18 protein-coding genes are annotated in these 19,094 nt (G+C 68.9%); 14 read left to right on the top strand and 4 right to left on the bottom strand.

The features are described from left to right. The first annotated feature begins 148 nt into the window (after positions 1–148). Together AB0H43_RS26900 and AB0H43_RS26895 are read left to right on the top strand one after the other, a co-directional pair. A complete protein-coding gene (locus tag AB0H43_RS26900; protein ID WP_360003636.1) occupies positions 149–1,558 on the top strand; it encodes an MFS transporter in 1,410 nt (469 codons plus the stop codon). Positions 1,559–1,625: 67 nt separating this feature from the next. Continuing rightward, positions 1,626–2,054 (top strand): hypothetical protein, encoded by a 429-nt coding sequence (locus AB0H43_RS26895; protein ID WP_360003633.1) that lies wholly within the window; start codon positions 1,626–1,628, stop codon positions 2,052–2,054. A 47-nt stretch (positions 2,055–2,101) separates the two neighbouring features. Here the strand turns inward: AB0H43_RS26895 and AB0H43_RS26890 are convergent, their stop codons facing one another. Then, on the bottom strand, positions 2,102–2,641 hold the full coding sequence (locus AB0H43_RS26890; RefSeq protein ID WP_360003631.1) for a GNAT family N-acetyltransferase: 540 nt from the start codon (positions 2,639–2,641) through the stop codon (positions 2,102–2,104). 205 nt (positions 2,642–2,846) lie between these two features. Between AB0H43_RS26890 and AB0H43_RS26885 the strand changes: the two genes are divergently transcribed. The 11 genes from AB0H43_RS26885 to AB0H43_RS26835 all read left to right on the top strand — a co-directional run bounded on the left by AB0H43_RS26885 (position 2,847) and on the right by AB0H43_RS26835 (position 14,924). Continuing rightward, positions 2,847–2,975 (top strand): hypothetical protein, encoded by a 129-nt coding sequence (locus AB0H43_RS26885; protein WP_360003628.1) that lies wholly within the window; start codon positions 2,847–2,849, stop codon positions 2,973–2,975. Next, positions 2,972–3,097: a hypothetical protein gene (locus AB0H43_RS26880; protein WP_360003626.1), complete on the top strand. Its 126-nt coding sequence runs from the start codon at positions 2,972–2,974 to the stop codon at positions 3,095–3,097. Before AB0H43_RS26885 ends, AB0H43_RS26880 begins: the two co-directional genes overlap by 4 nt. 30 nt (positions 3,098–3,127) lie before the next feature. Continuing rightward, complete coding sequence (locus AB0H43_RS26875) at positions 3,128–4,192, top strand: MFS transporter (RefSeq protein ID WP_360003832.1); 1,065 nt, start codon at positions 3,128–3,130, stop codon at positions 4,190–4,192. Between the two features lie 911 nt (positions 4,193–5,103). Continuing rightward, positions 5,104–9,024, top strand: coding sequence for a Pls/PosA family non-ribosomal peptide synthetase (locus AB0H43_RS26870; RefSeq protein WP_360003623.1), 3,921 nt, complete (start codon positions 5,104–5,106; stop codon positions 9,022–9,024). 48 nt (positions 9,025–9,072) lie between these two features. Beyond that, positions 9,073–9,882 (top strand): arginine deiminase-related protein, encoded by an 810-nt coding sequence (locus AB0H43_RS26865; RefSeq protein ID WP_360003621.1) that lies wholly within the window; start codon positions 9,073–9,075, stop codon positions 9,880–9,882. After that, entirely contained in the window at positions 9,879–10,595 is a 717-nt protein-coding gene (locus AB0H43_RS26860; RefSeq protein ID WP_360003618.1) for a BPL-N domain-containing protein, read from the top strand. Before AB0H43_RS26865 ends, AB0H43_RS26860 begins: the two co-directional genes overlap by 4 nt. After that, complete coding sequence (locus AB0H43_RS26855) at positions 10,592–11,944, top strand: heparan-alpha-glucosaminide N-acetyltransferase domain-containing protein (protein WP_360003615.1); 1,353 nt, start codon at positions 10,592–10,594, stop codon at positions 11,942–11,944. The genes AB0H43_RS26860 and AB0H43_RS26855 overlap by 4 nt, the downstream gene beginning before the upstream one ends. A gap of 59 nt (positions 11,945–12,003) precedes the next feature. Then, positions 12,004–12,720 (top strand): BPL-N domain-containing protein, encoded by a 717-nt coding sequence (locus AB0H43_RS26850; protein WP_360003612.1) that lies wholly within the window; start codon positions 12,004–12,006, stop codon positions 12,718–12,720. Positions 12,721–13,224: 504 nt separating this feature from the next. Continuing rightward, positions 13,225–14,046 carry a hypothetical protein gene (locus AB0H43_RS26845; RefSeq protein ID WP_360003611.1) on the top strand — a complete coding sequence of 274 codons (822 nt, stop codon included), beginning with the start codon at positions 13,225–13,227 and terminating at the stop codon, positions 14,044–14,046. A 147-nt stretch (positions 14,047–14,193) separates the two neighbouring features. Further along, positions 14,194–14,709 carry a transposase gene (locus tag AB0H43_RS26840; RefSeq protein WP_360003608.1) on the top strand — a complete coding sequence of 172 codons (516 nt, stop codon included), beginning with the start codon at positions 14,194–14,196 and terminating at the stop codon, positions 14,707–14,709. After that, positions 14,601–14,924 (top strand): transposase, encoded by a 324-nt coding sequence (locus AB0H43_RS26835; protein WP_360003606.1) that lies wholly within the window; start codon positions 14,601–14,603, stop codon positions 14,922–14,924. The genes AB0H43_RS26840 and AB0H43_RS26835 overlap by 109 nt, the downstream gene beginning before the upstream one ends. A gap of 297 nt (positions 14,925–15,221) precedes the next feature. Here AB0H43_RS26835 and AB0H43_RS26830 read toward each other — a convergent pair whose 3' ends face one another. The 3 genes from AB0H43_RS26830 to AB0H43_RS26820 all read right to left on the bottom strand — a co-directional run bounded on the left by AB0H43_RS26830 (position 15,222) and on the right by AB0H43_RS26820 (position 17,794). Continuing rightward, on the bottom strand, positions 15,222–15,986 hold the full coding sequence (locus AB0H43_RS26830) for a hypothetical protein (RefSeq protein ID WP_360003604.1): 765 nt from the start codon (positions 15,984–15,986) through the stop codon (positions 15,222–15,224). 969 nt (positions 15,987–16,955) lie between these two features. Beyond that, complete coding sequence (locus AB0H43_RS26825) at positions 16,956–17,477, bottom strand: ATP-binding protein (RefSeq protein ID WP_360003602.1); 522 nt, start codon at positions 17,475–17,477, stop codon at positions 16,956–16,958. 26 nt (positions 17,478–17,503) lie between these two features. Next, positions 17,504–17,794 (bottom strand): hypothetical protein, encoded by a 291-nt coding sequence (locus AB0H43_RS26820; RefSeq protein ID WP_360003599.1) that lies wholly within the window; start codon positions 17,792–17,794, stop codon positions 17,504–17,506. Positions 17,795–17,815: 21 nt separating this feature from the next. On the opposite strand from AB0H43_RS26820, the gene AB0H43_RS26815 reads away from it, so the two are divergent. Next, positions 17,816–19,018, top strand: a complete 1,203-nt coding sequence (locus tag AB0H43_RS26815) for a trehalose-6-phosphate synthase (RefSeq protein ID WP_360003597.1) — start codon at positions 17,816–17,818, stop codon at positions 19,016–19,018. Positions 19,019–19,094 lie beyond the last annotated feature (76 nt).

Genomic DNA, 19,094 nt, shown 5'->3' with positions numbered 1-19,094 from the left:
CACGAAACGGATGAATGACGCGATCCGGGGACCCAAATCGTGTAGCCCTAGCGGGCGCGGCCGGGCGTTCGTCTGACCACCACCGTGTCGGGATTCGCGGGACCTTCGGCCCTGCCCCACCGCGACCTCTGCGAGACAGGCTGACGAGGTGGGTGCAGCCGACCTGTCTCGTGCTCCACGCTCCAAGCGGGCCACGAGATTCTGGGCAGCTACCGCAATCCGCCCATTCCGCCGCTTGTGGTTGGTTTTGGCACTGTCGGCGCTGGGTGACTGGATGGGGTTGCTGGCGGGCGCGGCGTTCGCCTCCGCCCAGGTGACCGTCCCGGCCGCGAAGGGGGCGGCGTTCGGCACCGTCATCGCCGTTCAGCTGCTGCCGGCCGTGGTCTTGGGAGCAGTGGCCGGCGTGGTGGCCGATCGCTTTGATCGGCGAATCACCATGGTCGCGATGGACGTGTCCCGGTTCCTGCTGATGAGCTCGATTCCAGTCGTCGGATTGCTGGTGCAGCGGCCGGGGTGGGTCATCGGCTGGGCCGCCGTCGCGATGTTCGCTGTTCAAACGGCCGCGCTGATCTGGACGCCGGCGAAGGAGGCCGCGGTGCCCAACCTGGTACCGAAGAACCTGCTGGAGACGGCGAACCGGCTGACGCTGGTGACGACCTATGGCGTCACCCCGGTCCTGGGCGCGTTGACCTTCGCTGCGATCGCCCGGCTGCCCAGCTGGGGACCGGTCACACCGGTGGACCTGGCCCTGCTGTTCGACGCCCTGACCTATCTCGCCTCGGCGGCCGTGGTCTACCTGGGCGTTCCCGAGATCTCAGGCCGCGACGGCTCGCCGGTCCCCCGCTCCCCTGACGGCCTGATCGCTCAATTCACCGAGTTCGGCCGATTCGTCACCGGCAGCCGGTTGGCCAGGGGACTCATCGTCGGAGTCCTCGGCGCGTTCGCCGGCGCGGGAGTGGTGATCGGCACCGCCCGGTTCTACGCCGGCTCGCTCGGCGGCGGTGACGCCACCTTCGGCATCCTGTTCGCCGCGTTGTTCGTCGGTTTCGGCATCGGCGTACTGGCCGGCCCAGGAATCGTGGACGGGCTGTCCCGCCGTCGGTGGTTCGCCCTCTCCATCGTCCTGGCCGGCTTCGGCGTCCTGTCACTGGCAGTGACTCCCCGGCCGGGCACGGCCGCGGTCGCGGCAGTGGTCGTGGGAGCCGGCGCCGGTATGGCGTTCCTGTCGGGCATCACCCTGGTCGGCAGCGAGGTCGACGACACGATCCGAGGACGCGTGTTCGCGTTCCTGCAGACCGCCGTCCGCGTCATCTTGCTGCTCTCGATCGCCGTCTCCGGCGCCCTCGTGGGCTGGGGCGGCACACGGCACCTCGACGCCGGGCCGCTGCATCTGCAGTTCTCGGCCGCCCGGATCATGCTGTCGGTCGCCGGCGCGCTCGGAACCGTGATCGGTGTCGTCACACTCCGGCACGTGGATGACCGTCCCGGCGTACCGGTCGTCGCCGACGTCGCGCGGTCGATCCTGCGGCGGCCACCCGCGTCCGGTCACCAGCGGTGACCCGATCAGGTGTGGCGGCGACCGTCCGAGATGGTCAGTTGATATTGGAGTCTGGCATGCTACGGCGATGCGTATCGCCCAACGAATCGCCATCGTCGCCATCGGTGTGCTCACCGCGGTGACGGCCGTGGCGTCGCCCGCCGCCGCCGTCACGCCCCCGCCCACCGAGTGGAACGAGGCGGTGTCCTACGGCATGGACCCGGTCACCGACGGGTGCATGCTGAACACCTACGCCCAGGCCTGTTTCCGCAAGGACGGCGACATCTGGTTCGTCAAGGACATGGAGTCCGACGGCTATCCGACCGTCGTCTACTGGCAGAACCACTACAACGGCGAGTTCTACCGCCAGGGCATCTGCATCAACCGGCTGACGGCCGGACATTGGGGAACCTGCAACAAGGATTATCACGAGGGCAGCCTGGTCAGCTTCAAGGCCTGCCGGTACATCGACGGCGAGCTGAAGAACTGCACCGACTGGAAGGGCATCAACGCCTGACGGTCCGCGCGCTAAGCCCGCGGGCAGCTCTGCCCGCGGGCGCGGCGTTACAGCACGAGGCCGCCGAAGGGTGCGGCGACCGACCAGCCCAGCGCCTCGTACAGCGCGCGGCCTTCCGTGGTCGCCGCCAGCACCCCGGTATCCGCTCCCCTGGCCACCGCGGTCTGCGCGAGCGCGGTCATGGCCCATCGGCCCAGGCCACGGCGCTGATGCTCGGCGGCCGTCTCCACCATGTCGAAGACCACCGTGTACGCGTCATCGGCCGCAGCGGTCTGTGCGCGGGCCGCGAAGGAGCCGTCTTCGGCGACGATCAGCACCTTGGTGATCCCATGGCGACTCCACATTCGCAGTTCGTAGCCTTCGGGCGCGGGCCGGTCGGCAGCGGGGTGGAGCTCGGTGCTCATGAGGAAGACCGGGTTGTCGACGCGCCAGGCCGTCCCTTCGGCGATCCAGGAGCCGAGCGTCTCCGGCCCGACGAAGGTCTTGATCCACGTATTCGGTGCGGTGATCGTCGCCGTGAGCCTGCGTACGCGGGCCTCGTCGGGTTCGAACAGCACGTAGCGGGCGACGTGCGACGGGAGGCCCACGTCAACGAAAAGGCCTCCGTCGATTTCCTGTGGTGGGCCCGCGCCTCGCGACAACGCCCACCCGTCGACCCAAGCACGGGCCAGGCTCACATCCACGCGATCAGCGTAGCGACCAAGATCGCCCGCCCCCGGGGGCAGCCCACGTCAAGAACTCCGGCATGTCCAACTGTAACAGCCCTTATATTAGTGCTGTTACAGTTCTGCGGTGAACAGAGAAGAGAATCTTCGGGCGAGCCATGTCTGGCCCCACGACGTCGGGTCGCCGGCCCTGCTCGGCTCCGACGGGCGGCTGACCGGGCAGTACCGGCCTGACGACGTCTGGACGGACCAGTGAAGGCGCTGGTCGACATCGGGCCGCTGCGCGAGCAACCGGCCTTCCGCCGGCTGTGGCTGGGGACCACCGCGTCCGGGTTCGGCAGCAATCTCACGACGTTCGCGGTCGCCTTCAGCGTCTAGGACACCACGCGCAACTCGTTCTACGTCGGCCTGATCGGCCTGTTCGCGGCGATCCCGCTGATCGCCCTGGCGCTCGCCGGCAGCGCCTTCATCGATCACTTCGACCGGGTACGCCTCGCCCGGCGTACCACGGTCGGTCAGATCGCGACGAGCGTGCTGTTCGCCGTAGCCGCCGCCGTCGGACAGGTCTGGGCCATGTTCGTGCTCACCGCCGTAGCCGCCGGCCTGTCCGCCGTCGGCTCGCCGGCGCGCCGCGCGATCGTCACGCAGATGCTGCCCGCCGATCGGCTTACGGCCGGACTCGCGCTCAACCACCTGTCGTTTCAGCTGTCCATGCTGCTCGGCCCGGTTCTGGCCGGGGTGATCACGGCCGCTTGGGGCACCGAAACCTGTTTCCTCGTCGACGCGGCCACCTTTGTGGCGGCCCTGCTGGGCCTGCGTGGCCTTCCGCCGACGGAGAAGGCGCAGGACGGCAGGCCGGGGATGTCGGCGATCCGGGAAGGCCTGCGTTTCACGATCCGCACCCCGCTCGTGCGGGGCGCGCTGCTGGCCGATGTGACTGCGACCGTCCTGGCGATGCCGGTCGCCCTGTTCCCCGCTGTCAACCAGGAGAAGTTCGGGGGTTCACCGCGTGTGCTCGGACTGTTCCTCACGTCGGTCGCCGTGGGCGGCCTGATCGCGTCCGTGCTCTCCGGCTTGGCGACGCGTGGCACCCGGCCTGGGGTGGTCTTGCTCGCGTGCGGGACGGTCTGGGGTGGTGCCCTCGCCCTGGTGGGCGTGGCCGGCCACCTCCCCGTGGTGCTCGCGTTGCTCGCACTCGCCGGAGGGGCAGACACCTGGGCGGTGATCTCGCGGGGAACGGTGGTTCAGGCATCCACTCCGGACACGTATCGGGGCCGGGTCGCGTCGCTGGAGCACATCGTGGGGGTGGCCGGTCCCGAGCTGGGCGGCGTACGGGCGGGCGCCGTCGCGGCGCTCACGTCAGGTGGCGCGTCGCTGCTGCTCGGCGGTCTGGCCTGTCTGGCCGGCATCGGTCTGGTCGCGCGGCTCAATCCGCAGTTGCGCAGGTTCGTGCCCGCCGCCGACCGCGGCTGACGCAGCGGGTGCGGCCGGGGCTCCTGTTTACGTCATGGCGTATTCAGGCCGCGCTGAAGATCTTCCATGCATCCAAATCTTGACGGGACTCTTTCAGCGAGCGGTGGTGTGCTCGCCGGGCTTGCTGGACCCGTGCGGACTGCACGGAATGGCCGTCACAGAGCCACTTTGCCGCTCGTGCAATCCCGGCATTCCATGCGGCTGTTGCCTCGATCCACAATGGTCTGTCCAGGATCTTTGCGACCTTCCGAACATTGGCTCCGCAGCTGGTCGGCTGTGCTAGCGTTCCCTCCGTGATGCCCCATTTGATGTGGTCTAGGAGCATATGTGGGGAACCCCTGCGCCGCATGAATGATCCGCCCTGACCAGCTCCATAATCGACATAATTAGCATAATCGGCACGCACTTGCCTGCGACTCCATGGCCAGGCCGCTGCTTGGTCTCGGCAATGCGCGGATGCACTCGCGCCTTTGTCCACATAGGTGAGCCATTGACGGCGCTCCTCTCAGCGCCGCCACCGCGATGTGACCCTGACGGCGCCACACACCATCAGCCTTTGCCTTTGCTGTAGGACAACCGTCCCGTGACGATTCTCAGCGTCTCCGCCGGAAGGCGATCGTCGTGGACAGGCATAGGCGATCACGCCACAACTCAGCAACGCGGCGATCCGGCCACGACTGTCCTCACTGGCGAGCTGCGCCCTCGGACACGGGTGGCGCCAGGAGCAATTGCTGACAACACGCATGGTGGGTAAGCAGATGACATTATCCGTGGGCCAGCCGAACACCGGCATGACGGCACCGCCGGTCCCGGGCCTCCACAGTGTACGAGTCGGCGGTCGCACGATCGTGCTGCGCTCAGCCGCTCCACCGGCTGTGGCGATCGAGGACCCAGACGACGAGGCACCGCGCGTGCGGCGCCTGCATCACGTGTTCGACGCCGCCTGCGACGCGAACCCCACGGCCGTCGCGCTGGAGTGCGACGGCGAGCGGTTGACCTACCGGGAGCTCGACGAGCGCGCGAATCGATTGGCGCACCATCTACGCAGCCTGCGGGTGGGCGACGGAGCCCGGGTGGCGATCCTCCTGCACCGCTCGGTAGCGACGTATGTGGCGCTCCTGGCAGTCGGGAAGGCCGGCGCGGCGTTCGTGCCGATCGATCCGGAGTCCCCGCCCGACCGGGTCGCCTACATCGCGAACGACTCTGATGTGGATCTCCTGCTGACATCCGAGGAGTTGCTGGAGCGCACGACCGGCCTGGACCGGCCGGTCCTGGCCCTCGACCGGTGCGAGGCCGAGCTACGGGCGTCGTCTGCCGAGCGACCGATGCTCGGCGGGGACGACGACCCACTCGCCTACATCATCTACACCTCCGGCTCCAGCGGCCGGCCCAAGGGCGTCGCCGTGGCGCAGTCGAGCATCTGCAACTTCCTCGACGTGGTGCCCGGCGTGTACGACGTACGCCCCAGCGATCGGGTCTATCAGGGAATGACGATCGCCTTCGACTTCTCCATCGAGGAGATCTGGCCGACCTGGTCAGTCGGGGCGACGCTGGTGGCGGGCCCAACCGACTCCCGCCGGCTGGGTGCGGAGTTGGCCGACTTCCTCGATGACGCCGCCATCACCGTTCTCTACTGCGTACCGACGCTGCTGGCAACCATCCCCCGTGACCTGCCGCGCATCCGCGGCCTGATGGTGGGCGGGGAGGCGTGCCCTGGGCAGCTGGTCGAGCGGTGGGGCCGTCCTGATCGGCGGATCCTCAACACCTACGGCCCGACCGAGACCACGGTGACGGCCATCTGGAGCGAGTTGCGGCCGGGACGCCCGGTCACGATCGGCAAACCGCTGCCCACCTACTCAGCGGTGCTGCTCGACGAGCAGCGCCGCCCGGTCGCCGACGGCGAAGTGGGCGAGATCTGCATCGGCGGGCCCGGGGTGGCCCGAGGCTACGTCGGGCGCCCCGACCTGACCGCGGACCGGTTCATCGAGCACCCGTCGGCGCCGCCCGGAGCCAGGCTGTACCGCACGGGCGACCTGGGCCGGCTCACCGAGGACGGCGAGATCGAGTATCTGGGACGGGCCGACGCGGAGGTCAAGATCCGCGGCCATCGTGTCGATCTCGGCGAGATCGAGAGCGTGCTCATGGAGGACGCGGACGTGTCGGAGGCAGTGGTAGCGCTCATGGCCATCGGCGACGACCCGGACGCGCCGCGAGAGCTTTCCGGCTACATCGTCCTTGCCTGCCCCGATGAGCCCGGTGACGGCGACGAGGCGCTGATCCAGCGACTGCACCGCACGCTGCAGGAGCGGCTGCCCGGCTACATGGTGCCCTCGTTCATCGACATCGCCGCCAGCCTGCCGACCATGCCGAGCGGCAAGGTGGATCGCTCGAAGCTGCCCGCTCCTGTCGGCCGTCGGCTCATGAGCACCGACGGTCCGGTCGTGGCCGCCCAGAGCGATCTCGAGGTAGACGTCCGAGCGGTATGGGCCGAGGCGTTCGGCGTCGAACCGCAAGCGCTGTCGGTGACCGCCGACTTCTTCACCGACCTGGGCGGGCATTCGCTGCTGGCGGCGCGAGTCGTGTCAATGTTGCGTACTCGCAAGGTCGGCGCCAGCCCGGCGGTGCGTGACCTGTATGACCATCCGACCGTCAGCAGCCTGGCCGCGCACCTCGGCGCGACGGCGCGGCCCACCGCCGCGACCACCTCGCCGCGTCCCGCCCCGTTGCGGCACCGCAGCAGGCGGATCGCCGCTGCCGGCGCCGGCCAGGCGGCCGCGATCTACCTGCTGTCTCTGCTCATCACGCTGCCGGTCTCCTACGTCTACACCCGTAACAACGGCGAGGTGTCGGTGGGCGTGCTCATCCAGCTGATGACCGCGACCCTCGTCAGCTACCTCGGCGTACGCTGGCTCGTCCCGGCTCTGCTCGCGCGCCCGCTGGCCGCAGGAATCCGGCCTGGACGATATCCGTTGTGGGGCCCGACGTACGTCCGGCTCTGGGCGCTGAACATGCTGCTCGCGATCGGGCCGCTGCCGGTGCTCAGCGGTTCCCCTCTGATGGGCGTCTATCTGCGTTTGCTCGGGGCCCGGATCGGCCCGCGGACCACCATCGCGACCAGTGCGATCAGCCTGCCCACGCTGATCGACATCCGGGCCGACGCCTCGATCGGATACGGCGTCGCGCTGCGCCCCTGGCAGGTGGAGGACGGGTGGCTGATCGTCGCCCCGATCACCGTGGACCGGCAGGCGTTCGTCGGGGCCAACACCGTGTTGGAGCCGGGCACCGCCGTGGGCGCGAACGCGGGCCTGGGCGAGCAGTCGGTGCTCAGCCGTGGCGAAGCCGTCCCCGCTGGAGCGCGCTGGTCGGGGTCTCCGGCGACACCGGCGCAGGAGATCAACCGTGTCGTGGAGGCCATGCTCGCCATGCAGCCTCCGCGCCGTGGCTGGTGGCCGCACCACATCCTCGCCGCCGTACTGGGCCTGATCGGGCTGGAGGTCGGTGCGATCGTCATGATCCTGCCGAGCGTCGCCCTGGTGTGGTGGGCGCTGCTGAACTGGGGCACGCTGGCCGGGCTGCTGGCCACCGTGCCCGCCGGGCCCGTCTATGTCCTCACCGTCTGCGCGGTGGTCGCGATCGGCAAACGGCTGGTGCTGCCGCGGGCGCCGCTGGGCATCCACTGCGCGCGGTCGTGGCTCGGCGTACGCAAATGGGTCGCCGACAAGCTGCTCGAGTTCAGCCTGATGTTCACCAACTCCCTGTACGCGACCCTCTACACCGTGCCGTGGCTGCGGATGCTCGGCGCCCGCGTCGGGGCGTGGTCCGAAGTTTCCACCGCCGCGCATCTGGACCCGGATCTGCTCACGCTGGGGCCGGAAAGCTTCGTCGCCGACATGGCCAGCGTCGGGGCGGCCACGTTCGCCAACGGCCGCGTAGCGTTCCTGCCGACCGCCGTCGGCAGCCGGGCGTTCGTCGGCAACGCGGCGTTCGTCCCGTCCGGCACGAGGCTCGGCGACGGTTCCCTGATCGGCGTCGGCACGCTGCCGCCGCCGGCGGGCGTCCCCGCCGGCACGTCATGGCTGGGTTCACCCGCGATGTACCTGCCGGTCCGGCAGGACAGCGGCTCCTTCTCGGAGGCGCAGACCTACCGCCCGCCGCGCAGGGTGCTGGCCCATCGGCTGGCGATCGAGTTCTTCCGCGCGACGCTGCCCGCGTCGATGCTGGGTGCGGGCATCTACCTCTACCTGTTCGTGCTGTCGTGGCTGGCCAACGGCCGTGACCTGCCTGTTCCCGCGCTGGTGTCCCCACTGGTCGCGATCGGCACCAGTGTCACTGTGATCGCGTTCTGCGCGGCGACCAAACGCAACATCATCGGCACCTACCGTCCGCGCGTGGAACCGCTGTGGAGTCCGTTCGTGCGGCGCTCCGAATTCGTCACCGGGCTCTACGAGGCGGCCGCGGTGCCCGCCGGTGTCGGGCTGCTCGTCGGTACGCCGTTTCTGCCGCCCGTGCTGCGCTGGTTCGGCGCCCGCATCGGACGGCGAACCTGGATCGGCACCACCTATCTCACCGAGCACGACCTGGTCGAGATCGGCGATGACGCGACGGTCGGTGTCGAGGTGTCGCTGCAGACGCACCTGTTCGAGGACCGGGTGATGAAGATGTCGTTCGTCACGATCAGCTCCGGCGCGAGCATCGGCACGCGATCGATCGTGCTCTACGACACCGTCGTCGGCGACGACGTCAGCCTGGGTCCGCTCTCCCTGCTGATGAAGGGCGAGCACCTCACACCCGGCACGCGATGGCGCGGCATCCCCGCCGAGGGCGTTCCCTAGTCGCTTCCACGCTCCACCACCGATAAACCGACCGCAATGGAGAGACCGATGAACAACGAACTGCTGGTGTCCGACGCCGCCCACTTCCGCATCGACTATGAGATCAACCCGTACATGCACACGGAGGTCCAGCCGGACCTGGATGCGGCCGTCGCCGAGCACGATGCGATCGTCGCCGCGCACCGCCAGGCCGGCCGCCGCGTCGAATACGTGCCCTCCGCGCCGCAATGCCCCGACATGGTGTTCACCGCCAACGCCGCCGTCGTCCGCGGCGACCGGGCAGTGCTGGGTTACCCGCCACCGGAACGCAAGGCGGAGATCGCGTACTTCCACGAGTGGCTCAGCGGCCGTGGGTTCGACGTCGTCGACGCGCCCTACCCGTTCAGCGGGCAAGGTGACGCGCTGGCCTGTGGCGACCTGCTGCTCGCGGGGTACGGGCAGCGCACCGACCGCGGCATGCACGCCGTGCTGGCCAAGGAACTGCGCTACGAGGTGGTGCCGCTGCGTACCGTCAGCCCACGCTGGTACGACCTCGACCTGGCCGTCGCGGTCATCGACACGCGTACGCTCGCATACTGCCCGCAGACCCTCGACCTGCCGAGCGTCAGGCGGCTGAAGCGCCTTGGCCTGGACCTGATCGAAGTCGGCGTCGACGAGGCTGCGCAGTTCGCGCTCAACCTGATCAGCGACGGCACCACCGTGACGATGACCCGCCACGCACCCAGGCTCGCCAAGGTACTGCGCGGACGCGGCCTGCAGGTGATCGAACTCGACACCACCGAGCTGGCGAAGGGCGGCGGTGGTGTCCGCTGCACGGCGCTGACGCTGGACAACCCGCCTCCGCGAGAACCGTCATGACCCCGGCGATGCCGGGCGCGCGGCGGTTACCCGGGCAGGCTTCGCGCTGGGATGCGCCTCTCGCGCTGGTCTACCGGGGACCCGCGTCGCTGCCCGGCTGCCCGGAGGCGGCGGCGAGGCTGCTGAAGATCAGCCGTTGGGGGTTCGACGTACGCTATGTCGGCCCCGGCGAAGATGTGCCGCTGTCCGCGCAGACGCTGGCCGGGGCGTCGCTGTACGTCCAACCCGGCGGGGACACGCTCGCCGACGCGTACCGGCACTTGCGCCGCCACCGCAAGGACATCCGCAGGTTCGTCCGCGGCGGCGGCCGGTACCTGGGCATCTGCCTCGGCGGCTACCTCGCCGGCGCCACGCCGGGGTTCGGCCTGCTCCCTGGCGACACCGACCAGTACATCGCCTCGCGTGGAGCCACCATCGCCTCCGAGGACGACACTCTTGTCCGCGTCTCGTGGCGAGGCCGGGAACGGACACTGTTCTTCCAGGACGGTCCGTACTTCCTGGCCCGGCCCGGCACCGGTGTGACCGTCCTGGCCACCTATCCCAACGGCACCATCGCCGCCATGGTGGCCGGGTTCGGCGCGGGTCGGGTCGCCGTCGTCGGTCCGCATCCGGAGGCAGAAGAAGACTGGTACGCCGACGCGAAACTGGACCCCGGTGGCGCCCTCGGAGCCGACCTCGGACTCGACCTGGTGGACGAGGTGTTCACGCCATGACCGATCAAGCTCTGAAACCGCGTGCCGACCAGGCGGCAGCACCATCGCCCGCCCCGCCCGACCCGGCGGGCGGACGGCGACGGATCCTCGCGGTCGACGCCACCCGCGGCGCGGCCCTGCTCGGCATGATCGCCGTGCACTCGCTCAACGACACCGACGCACTCGGGCAGCCGACCTGGTCCGCGACGATCTTCTCCGGACGAGCCGCGGCGGCGTTCGCGGTGCTCACCGGCGTCACCATCGCGTTTCTGACCGGCCGCCGACGCGTACGCGCATCGGCCGCGCTGCCGACGATGACTGCGCTGCTCGTCCGGGCGCTGGCGATCGGAGCGATCGGGCTCGCGCTGGGCTACACCGACGCCGCCACCGCGACCGTGATCCTGCCCTACTACGCGGTCATGCTGCTCCTCACGATTCCGTTGGTCTTCCTGCCGACCTGGTTGGTCGCGCTCACCGGGATCGCGGTGGCCGGCGGGATGCCGGTGCTCACCCACATCCTGCTCCCACGGCTGGCGGAGCCGACCCATCCCAACCTCACGTTCGGGTGGCTGTTCACGCATCCACTCCAGTCCCTCGTCGAACTGTCGATCACGGGCATGTACCCGGCGCTGACCTGGATGGCGTACTTGTGCGCGGGCCTGGTCATCGGGCGGCTGAATCTGGCCAGGCTGCGTACCGCCATCGCTCTGCTCGCGACCGGGACAGCGTTCGCCGTGGCGGCCGCGGTGACCGCGTCACAACTGTCACTGCTTGCGTTGGAACACATCTGGCCGGCCCAGTACGGCAGCACGCTCGACGAATACGAGACGCTCGACCTGCTCAACCTGGGCGGCGACGGCACCGCGCCGACATCCACGTGGTGGTGGCTCGCGATCGACTCCCCGCACACGGGCACCCCGCTGGATCTGCTCGGCACCACCGGCACCGCGATCGCATTTCTCGGGATGATGCTGCTCGCCGCCCGGATCGCCCGCCCGGTCGTACTGCGCTGGCTGGTGACCGCCGTGCAGACGCCGCTCGGCGCGGCCGGCAGCATGACACTGACCCTCTACACCCTGCACACCGTGTTCATGAGCTCCAGCTATGACAACTACACGCCGACCACCGGGTTCATCGTGCAGCTGTGCGGGGTGCTGCTGCTCGGGCTCGGCGTACGCGCAACCATCGGCAAGGGGCCGCTCGAAGCGCTCGTCACCGCACTGACCACAGCAAGCCGCCGGTGGACGACACCCGCCGCGCGCCGCCCACAGCGAGCGCGGACGCCTGGAAATGTGGCGAACATGCCCATCACCGGCCCGTCAGGCGGCGAGCACGGCGCGATCCCCGTCGGGTCGGAGGCATCACGATGAATCGGCGACAACTACTCCTGGGCGGAGCCGCAGTCGGCGTCGTGGCCGCGGTCTCAGGCGTGACATGGTTCGAGACAGCCAACCAGATCCCGGCCGAGCCGCGACCGCTGGCGCTGATCTATCGCGGCGGCGCGTCCTGCTCCGGGTGCTCGGAATCGGTCGCCGCCCTCCTGCGCTCCGGCCCGACGAAGTTCCGCACCGAATACTGCGGCCCCGACGAAGATCGCCAGATCTCCCCGGAGAACCTGGCCGAAGCCACCGTCTACGTCCAGCCCGGCGGCGGTCAGGTCAGCCGCACCTGGCGACAGCTGCGCGACTACAGCTCCCATGTCCGCGACTTCGTCGACAAGGGCGGCACGTACCTCGGGTTCTGCCTCGGCGCCTACCTCGCCGCCGGCGATCCCGGGTTCGGGCTGCTGCCCGGAGACGTGGGGCAATACATCGACACCCCCGGCGCCAGCACCGACAGCGACGACGACACCGTCATCCCGATCACCTGGCGCGGCCGGCAACGCCACATGTACTTCCAGGACGGGCCGCTGTTCCGGCTCAACGACGGCGCCCCCGCAACCGTGCTCGCCACCTACAACACCGGTGCTCCCGCAGCCGTCGTGGCCGGCTACGGTTCCGGGCGAGTCGGCGTCGTCGGACCGCACCCGGAAGCCGACCACGGCTGGTATCGCGACGCCCACCTGACCAACCCAGACGGCATCCGCTTCGACCTCGGCTACGACTTCGTCGAGACCGCCGTCAACGGGCAACTTCCCACCAAGTGACCGTCGCGTCGACCCGTCGGACTCGCACCGCCTGTCCAACAACCGTGGTGTTTGTCAGACAGCGTCCCTCTCGGACGTCCTGGCCGCGGGCCGGGTGGGCCTGTGGCGGGGTTTCTTCGTCATCGGGGCTGGTTTCACCAGCAGTAGGGTGCCTGCCACGGTCAGAGCTATCCCCTCGGCGAACCGGCGGAAGGCGGCGGCGCTGGACCGGTGTCATCTCCGGATCGCCGACACTCGTTCCCACGTGTTGCGAGTGACTCCAACACCGCGTCCAACTTTCTGGTGTGGACGGTGACGGTGATCGTCGTATCCGCCGGCCGCGTGTGTTCGGCGGCGTCCCAGCGGCCGCCTTCCACTTCGCAGCCGTTGGCCTCCGGCGCACGATCGGGACCACGAGAACCCTTGTGCCCGGCACCGGCGGACGGCGCAGCCAAGCCGATTGCCTCATGGGGACGGTGTGCTTTATCTTCAGTTCCTTTGGTTGATCACGGGGAGGCAGAAACCATGCGATGGAAGACACTGGCCGGCGTCGTCATAGCCCTGGCGTGGCTGGTCCCGGCAGTCCCGGCGGCCGCCGTCGAGCCGACGCCCATCGGCCTCGACCAGGCGTGCCGGCTCGGCCAGCCGGTGACGTACCCCGACCTGCGGCCGTTGCTCGACGTCGACGTTGACGCCATGACCGACGTCGAGGTGCGGCTCCGGGTGAACCAGATCCTCGCCGCGAGCAAGGACCTCTATGGCGGCGTCGCCGTGCGGGCACAGGAGTCCCTGGACGGCAAGTACGAAGGCGAGCCGAAGGACACCCGCGACTTCCTCGAGTCCCGGGCACGGACGGTGTGGAACATCGACCTGCGGGTCCTGACGAGCCAGGTCATGGCCGTCGGCGGCGCTCACGTCAAGGAAGCCGCAGGCAAGGTGCTCGACGCCGCCACGACCGACGCCATGCTCGGCTTCCTCAACGAAGGCCAGCACACGGCACGTACGCAGGACTACCGCGACCTCGCCACCGAGGCCACGCGCACCGGCGGCCCCGAGGTGGTCAAGGCCGCGACGGCCGCGCTGGCGGGCACGTTCGAGGACCTGCGCGTCTTCTTGTGCAGCGGGTGGCGCGAGGCGTACGACAGGGACCAGGCGGCAGCCACACCGACGCCGACTGCGACCAATGACGCGACGCCGACACCGTCCGCGACGCCCACCCGGACGACGACACCCGCACCTTTGCTGCCCATCACCGGCTCGAACATGACGGCCATGCTGATGGTGGCTGCGTCTCTGATCGCGCTCGGCACGGCCGGAATCATGATCGCCCGCCGAGTTCGGGCTTAGTGCCCGTTGAAGAACCGAGTCAGTGTGGTCGGATCTGGTTGATGGCAACGGAATCCGAATCTGCTTCGATGTGTCACGCGGACACGAGGTAGGGCCTTCAGGTACGGCTGTGGTTGTCGAAGCCATGCCATCCCTGAAGGCCCTACCGTGTCTTTCTACCTGGTCTGCGGCCAGGCCGCGGCCGCACCCCCGACCGCCGTGCCCGAACACCTGCCCACGACCCGTCCGCGCCGCTACCCCTCTGACACCAGCGACGTCGAGTGGCAGCTGATCGCCGCCTACCTGCCCGCCGGAGGTACCGGCGGCCACGGCGGCCGCCCGGTCACCTACCCGCGTCGAGACATCGTCGACGCGATCCGCTACCTCGACCACAACAGTTGTGTCTGGCGCGCGCTGCCGGTCGACTTCCCGCCCTGGCCGATCGTCTACCACTACTTCCGCACCTGGACTCGCGACGGCACTCTCACCCGCCTGCATGACGGCTGCGCGAACAAGTTCGCCTCGCCGAAGGCCGCAACGCACAACCGTCGGCGGCGCTCGTGGACTCCCAATCGGTGCGTGCTGCCGAGACCGTCGCCAAGTCCAGCCGCGGCTACGACGCCGGCAAGAAGGTCAACGGCCGCAAGCGTCACATCGTCGTGGACACCACCGGACTGTTGCTGATCATCATGGTCACCACCGGCGCTGTCCAGGACCGCGATGCCGCCCGCGCGCTGCGGACATGCTTCATTCAGGTGACCAAGATGGGCCGACGCCGGATACGCAGGTCAGCTCGTCGACTGGGCCACCGAAGCCCTCGGATTGGCCTGGAGATCGTCCGTAAGCTCGCCGACCAGGTCGTACCCCGCAGGTCGGTGGTCGAGCGGACCCTGTCGTGAGTCACCCCTGCAGACGCACCGCCGCGACTACGAGCGCCACCCCGAAACATTACGCCGCCGTGGTCCAGTGGGCCATGGTTATCGTCATGACCCGACGCTTGGCCCGCTACCACCAAAGCGGCCGACTCAAGGCCGCACTCGCTAGCGGCTGACCTGGATTACAACGGGCTCTCAGCCTCGTCCGCGGTCGTTGGCGCAATGGCCGCCCGCAACCGCAAAGTGTTCGCTCTTGCTTTCGCGAAGGCGCTCGGCCGCCGGCTCCGCGACTTCGCCTGCGTCTCCAGGTCGAGCACCACCTCACCCGCCGAGTTTCTCCCGGATCTCCCGCTCCATGATCGCGCCGAACTGGCCAGATCGGTCGTGGTCCAGTCCAGGCACGACGTGAAGCTGAGTCGTGAACCCGTTGGCTCGGTACCACGATTCACCGTCTTTGACGCCGTACGGGCTCGTCCAGGCCGGGTCTTGATCGCCGACGTCCCACACGAACGGCACGGCGGCCTTGTACGCGGCGGTGAACGTCGGTGTGGCGATGCACCGGCCACCGTAGGAGATCGCGACGCCCACGCCGTCTGTCATCGTCCGCACGCCGTATGCGGGGGCGAAATACTCCGTGAGCCATTGTGCCCCCGAGGAGTATCCGCCCAGCGCAACCCGTGCCGTGTCGATGTCATAGCGGCTCTTCACATACTGGACCAGGTTGTACGACCAAGCTGCCTTCTGTATCGGCGTGTAGCCCGACGATGTCTCGTACCAGCAGGTTCCGTCACCGTCAGGGCAGCCTGTCCCGGGTGCCAAGGGAGTCAGCAGGACCATGTTCTGGCGCTTCGCGACGGCGATCATGCCGTTGGTGCCCGCGAGCAGATACGTGGACGATGGGTTCTTCAATCCGTATTCGCCCGATCCGTCGGCGTATACCAGCAGGCCGACCGGCTTGGTCCAGTCCAGGCCCGCCGCGTACAGGTGATACGACGAGGTGATGCCGCCGTTGCTGTACGACAGGTTGGTCCGATCCGACCGTGGACCACCCGTTCCGCCAGTGGAGGTAGCCGGAGGTGGTGACACCCGGGTTGTCGGTGCCGTTGAGGAACTAGTCGTCGCTGGCGACACTGGAGCCGTCGGGGTTGTTGACGGAGTCGGGGTCGGCGCGGTCGTGGTCCGGTCGGAAGATCGGGATGCCTCACTGTCCGCCGCTGTCGCGCGGCGCTCGCTCGTGTCGCTCAGCGTGATCTCACCGGCGCGGCCCGGCATGGCCGGCGCTCCCCCTGCCACGCCGAACAAGATGACCCCCGCCAATCCGCTCGCCGCAAGGCGGCGGCGAAAGGTGATCGGACGCCCGGGCGCCGCACGGTGTCGGGGTGCGGGCTGGGTCCCCTGCCGGAGTTTCGCCGATCGATGGCGACCACCAGCAGCTTCATGGGGGGCTTCGGCGCGACGCATGGGCCGATGCTAGGCAGCGCATTCCCAGTCGCCCACCCCTCAACAGGGAAACCCGGCACTTTCCTTGTGCCTATTTCGCCTGCTGGAGGTCACATTTGTCGCAGCAGTCCGGCCAGGGCCCGACCTGACCATCAAGCTGGCATTTCACCTTATTACGCCATGTAGTGGTCACTGCTGGGCTGGACGTCCCACAGGCGCAAGTACCAAGCCGCTGGGGTCAGGGCGTGTGGGACTGAGCCTCGCCACCCCGGCGCATACACAGGCTTCGTACCACGAACGGCGACAGCACAATGCTCCTTCAGCTGGGACGAATGTCATCGGTTCGTCATCGGTCCGCGCTGCGAAAATTGACCTGGCTGACCCGGGTGCTGGTGGTAAACCCCGGCGGGTATATCGGCGAGTCCATGCACACCGGGCCATGAGAATCGTCACCGTTCGTAGGCGGATCGCTGGGCGGCGACCCGGCTGAGATCCGGCGTCCGCGGTGCACGAAACGAGGTGTCGGGCGGTGGCCGCACGTGGTCCTGCCCACCGCGGCGACGAACGACCGGTCATCGCGCGCCGGGAAGGAGTCCGCCAAGCCTGCTGAACGGGTCAGCCGGCCTGGATCCGGGCGGTCGCGGTCGTGCCCGCCTCGCCGGACTGGATGGTCAGGGTTTCCGCGACGGTCCGCACGATCCACAGTCCGCGGCCGCCGCGCCCGATCGGCCCGGTTGCGTTGTCGGCCCAGCGCATGTCGGCCAGGCCTGGTCCATGATCTGCCACCTGGCACCAGAGGCTGCTGTCGTCGTGCCAGAGCCGGATCAGTCCGGTTCCCCCGCCGTGGCGTACGGCGTTGACGACCAGCTCGCTGGCGACCAGCAGGAACGCGTCGATCTGTCTGACCGTGGCGCCATGGTCGACCGCGAATGCCGCCGCGAAGTCACGGATCTCGTGCAGCTGACCAGTTGCGAACGGGCGTTCCACCGCATCCGGGACCGACCGCCCTTGTGCCATGCGGCGATCGGCGTCGCCCACATGCCCTCCCCCACCGTCGTCGGCCGCCTCATGTGCGACAGCCGCGTTGTCGTGGGCCATGCTTCCGGGCGTCGCGAGCCGCGTCACGGCAAGGGACACCGATCGAGCCATTTGTCATGAGACCGTCACACTTTCGCCGCCCAGCCCGCATACGGTGCTTCGACACTGGCCTTTCCTTTCCCGGACCGAGGAAGGTGCCTATGCCTGGCCGTGAGCCCACCCAGTACGACCTGGTCGTCGCCACCCACCTGCTGCCGATCACCGACAATCACGACCGAGCCGTCGCGTGGCATCACCGTGCCGAAGGCATCTTCGGCGCCGTCCCTGAGGTTGCCGAAGGTTCGGTGGCGTTCCTCGGCGCGCCGTCCGGACGGCCCTTGCACCGGCCGACGTCCGTCGGCGGTGCGTGGCTGCACTCAGCGCATCTTCCCGCGCCGATGCGCACCGACTTCGTGTCCGGGTACTGCGCGCAGAGTCTCTCGCCGACCTTTCACGGCATCGGCCGTCCCACCTTCCGCCGCTCGTGGGCGGAGGCCTACCGGCAGGCCAACGAACTGTTCGCCGACCGCCTCGCAGAGATGGCCGCGCCGGGCGCGACCGTCTGGCTGCACGACTTCCACCTTCTGCAGACGCCGTCACACCTGCGCAGGATGCGACCCGATCTGCGCATCGGTGTCCAGCTCCACAGCCCGTTCCCGCCACCCGAGCTGCTGATGCGTCTACCGGACCGTGCTCGGCTGATCGACGGCCTGGTCGGCGCCGATCTCATCGCCGTCGCCGAAACCCGGTCCGCGGACAACGTGGGCTCCGCCGTGGCAGACATGGTTCGGCGGCAACCACACACGCAGGTGATCCCGCTCGGCGTCGACGCCGCCGGCATCCGAGCACTGGCCGAGGACCCGGCCGTACGCCGGGCCGCTGCCGAGTTGCGTAACTCGTTCGGTGAAAGTCCAACGGTGTTCTTGTCCGTGGGGCGCCTGGACGCCGCCCAGGGCCTTCAGCACCGCCTCGACGCGTTCGAGGCACTGCTCGCCGGCGGCCGGCTCGACCCGGCCCGCACGGTGCTGGCGCTGGTTGTCACCGCCGATGACCGCACCGATGAGGCAGCCGAGTTGCGCTGCCGGATCGAGCAGGCCGTGGCAGGCATCAACGGCCGGTACGGCCGCGTCGGCCGGCCCGTGGTGCATCATCTCTACCGCAGCCTGAACATGCGAGACACCGTCGTGCTGTACCTGGCCGCCGACGTCCTGCTGGCCACTCCGCTGGCCGGCGGCACTGATCTGACCGCCCAGGAATTCGTGGCCGCCCGCAGGGACGCCACCGGGCGGCTCATATTCAGCGAGCTGAACGCGACCTGCAGCCACCTACCCGAGGCGTATCAGGTCAACCCGCATCATCTTGAGAACACCGTCGAAACCATGACCAGCGCGGCTTCCCAGGCCCACGTGGCATCGCCGGATATGGCCATCATGCGTGAGCGTGTCAGCCATCATGACGCCGCGCATCAGACGCGGCTCTTCCTGTCGGCAGTCGGAGGCGGTCCAGACGTGCGGTCGGCTGCGTCCGCTCTTTGCCATCGCATCGACGCGACGTCGCAACCCCACCGTGAGCAGACGTCGACGTCGGTGGCGCTTACCTGACCGGATCTCGTAGCACGCTGCGGCCCGGCCCGACATGGCAGTCCATTCGAATCTTGGCGAGACGGTTGCGGGCGGC

It is taken from the genome of Hamadaea sp. NPDC050747 (genome assembly GCF_040654195.1).
GTDB lineage: Bacteria > Actinomycetota > Actinomycetes > Mycobacteriales > Micromonosporaceae > Hamadaea.
This window is presented reverse-complemented; position numbering and strand designations above follow the sequence as displayed.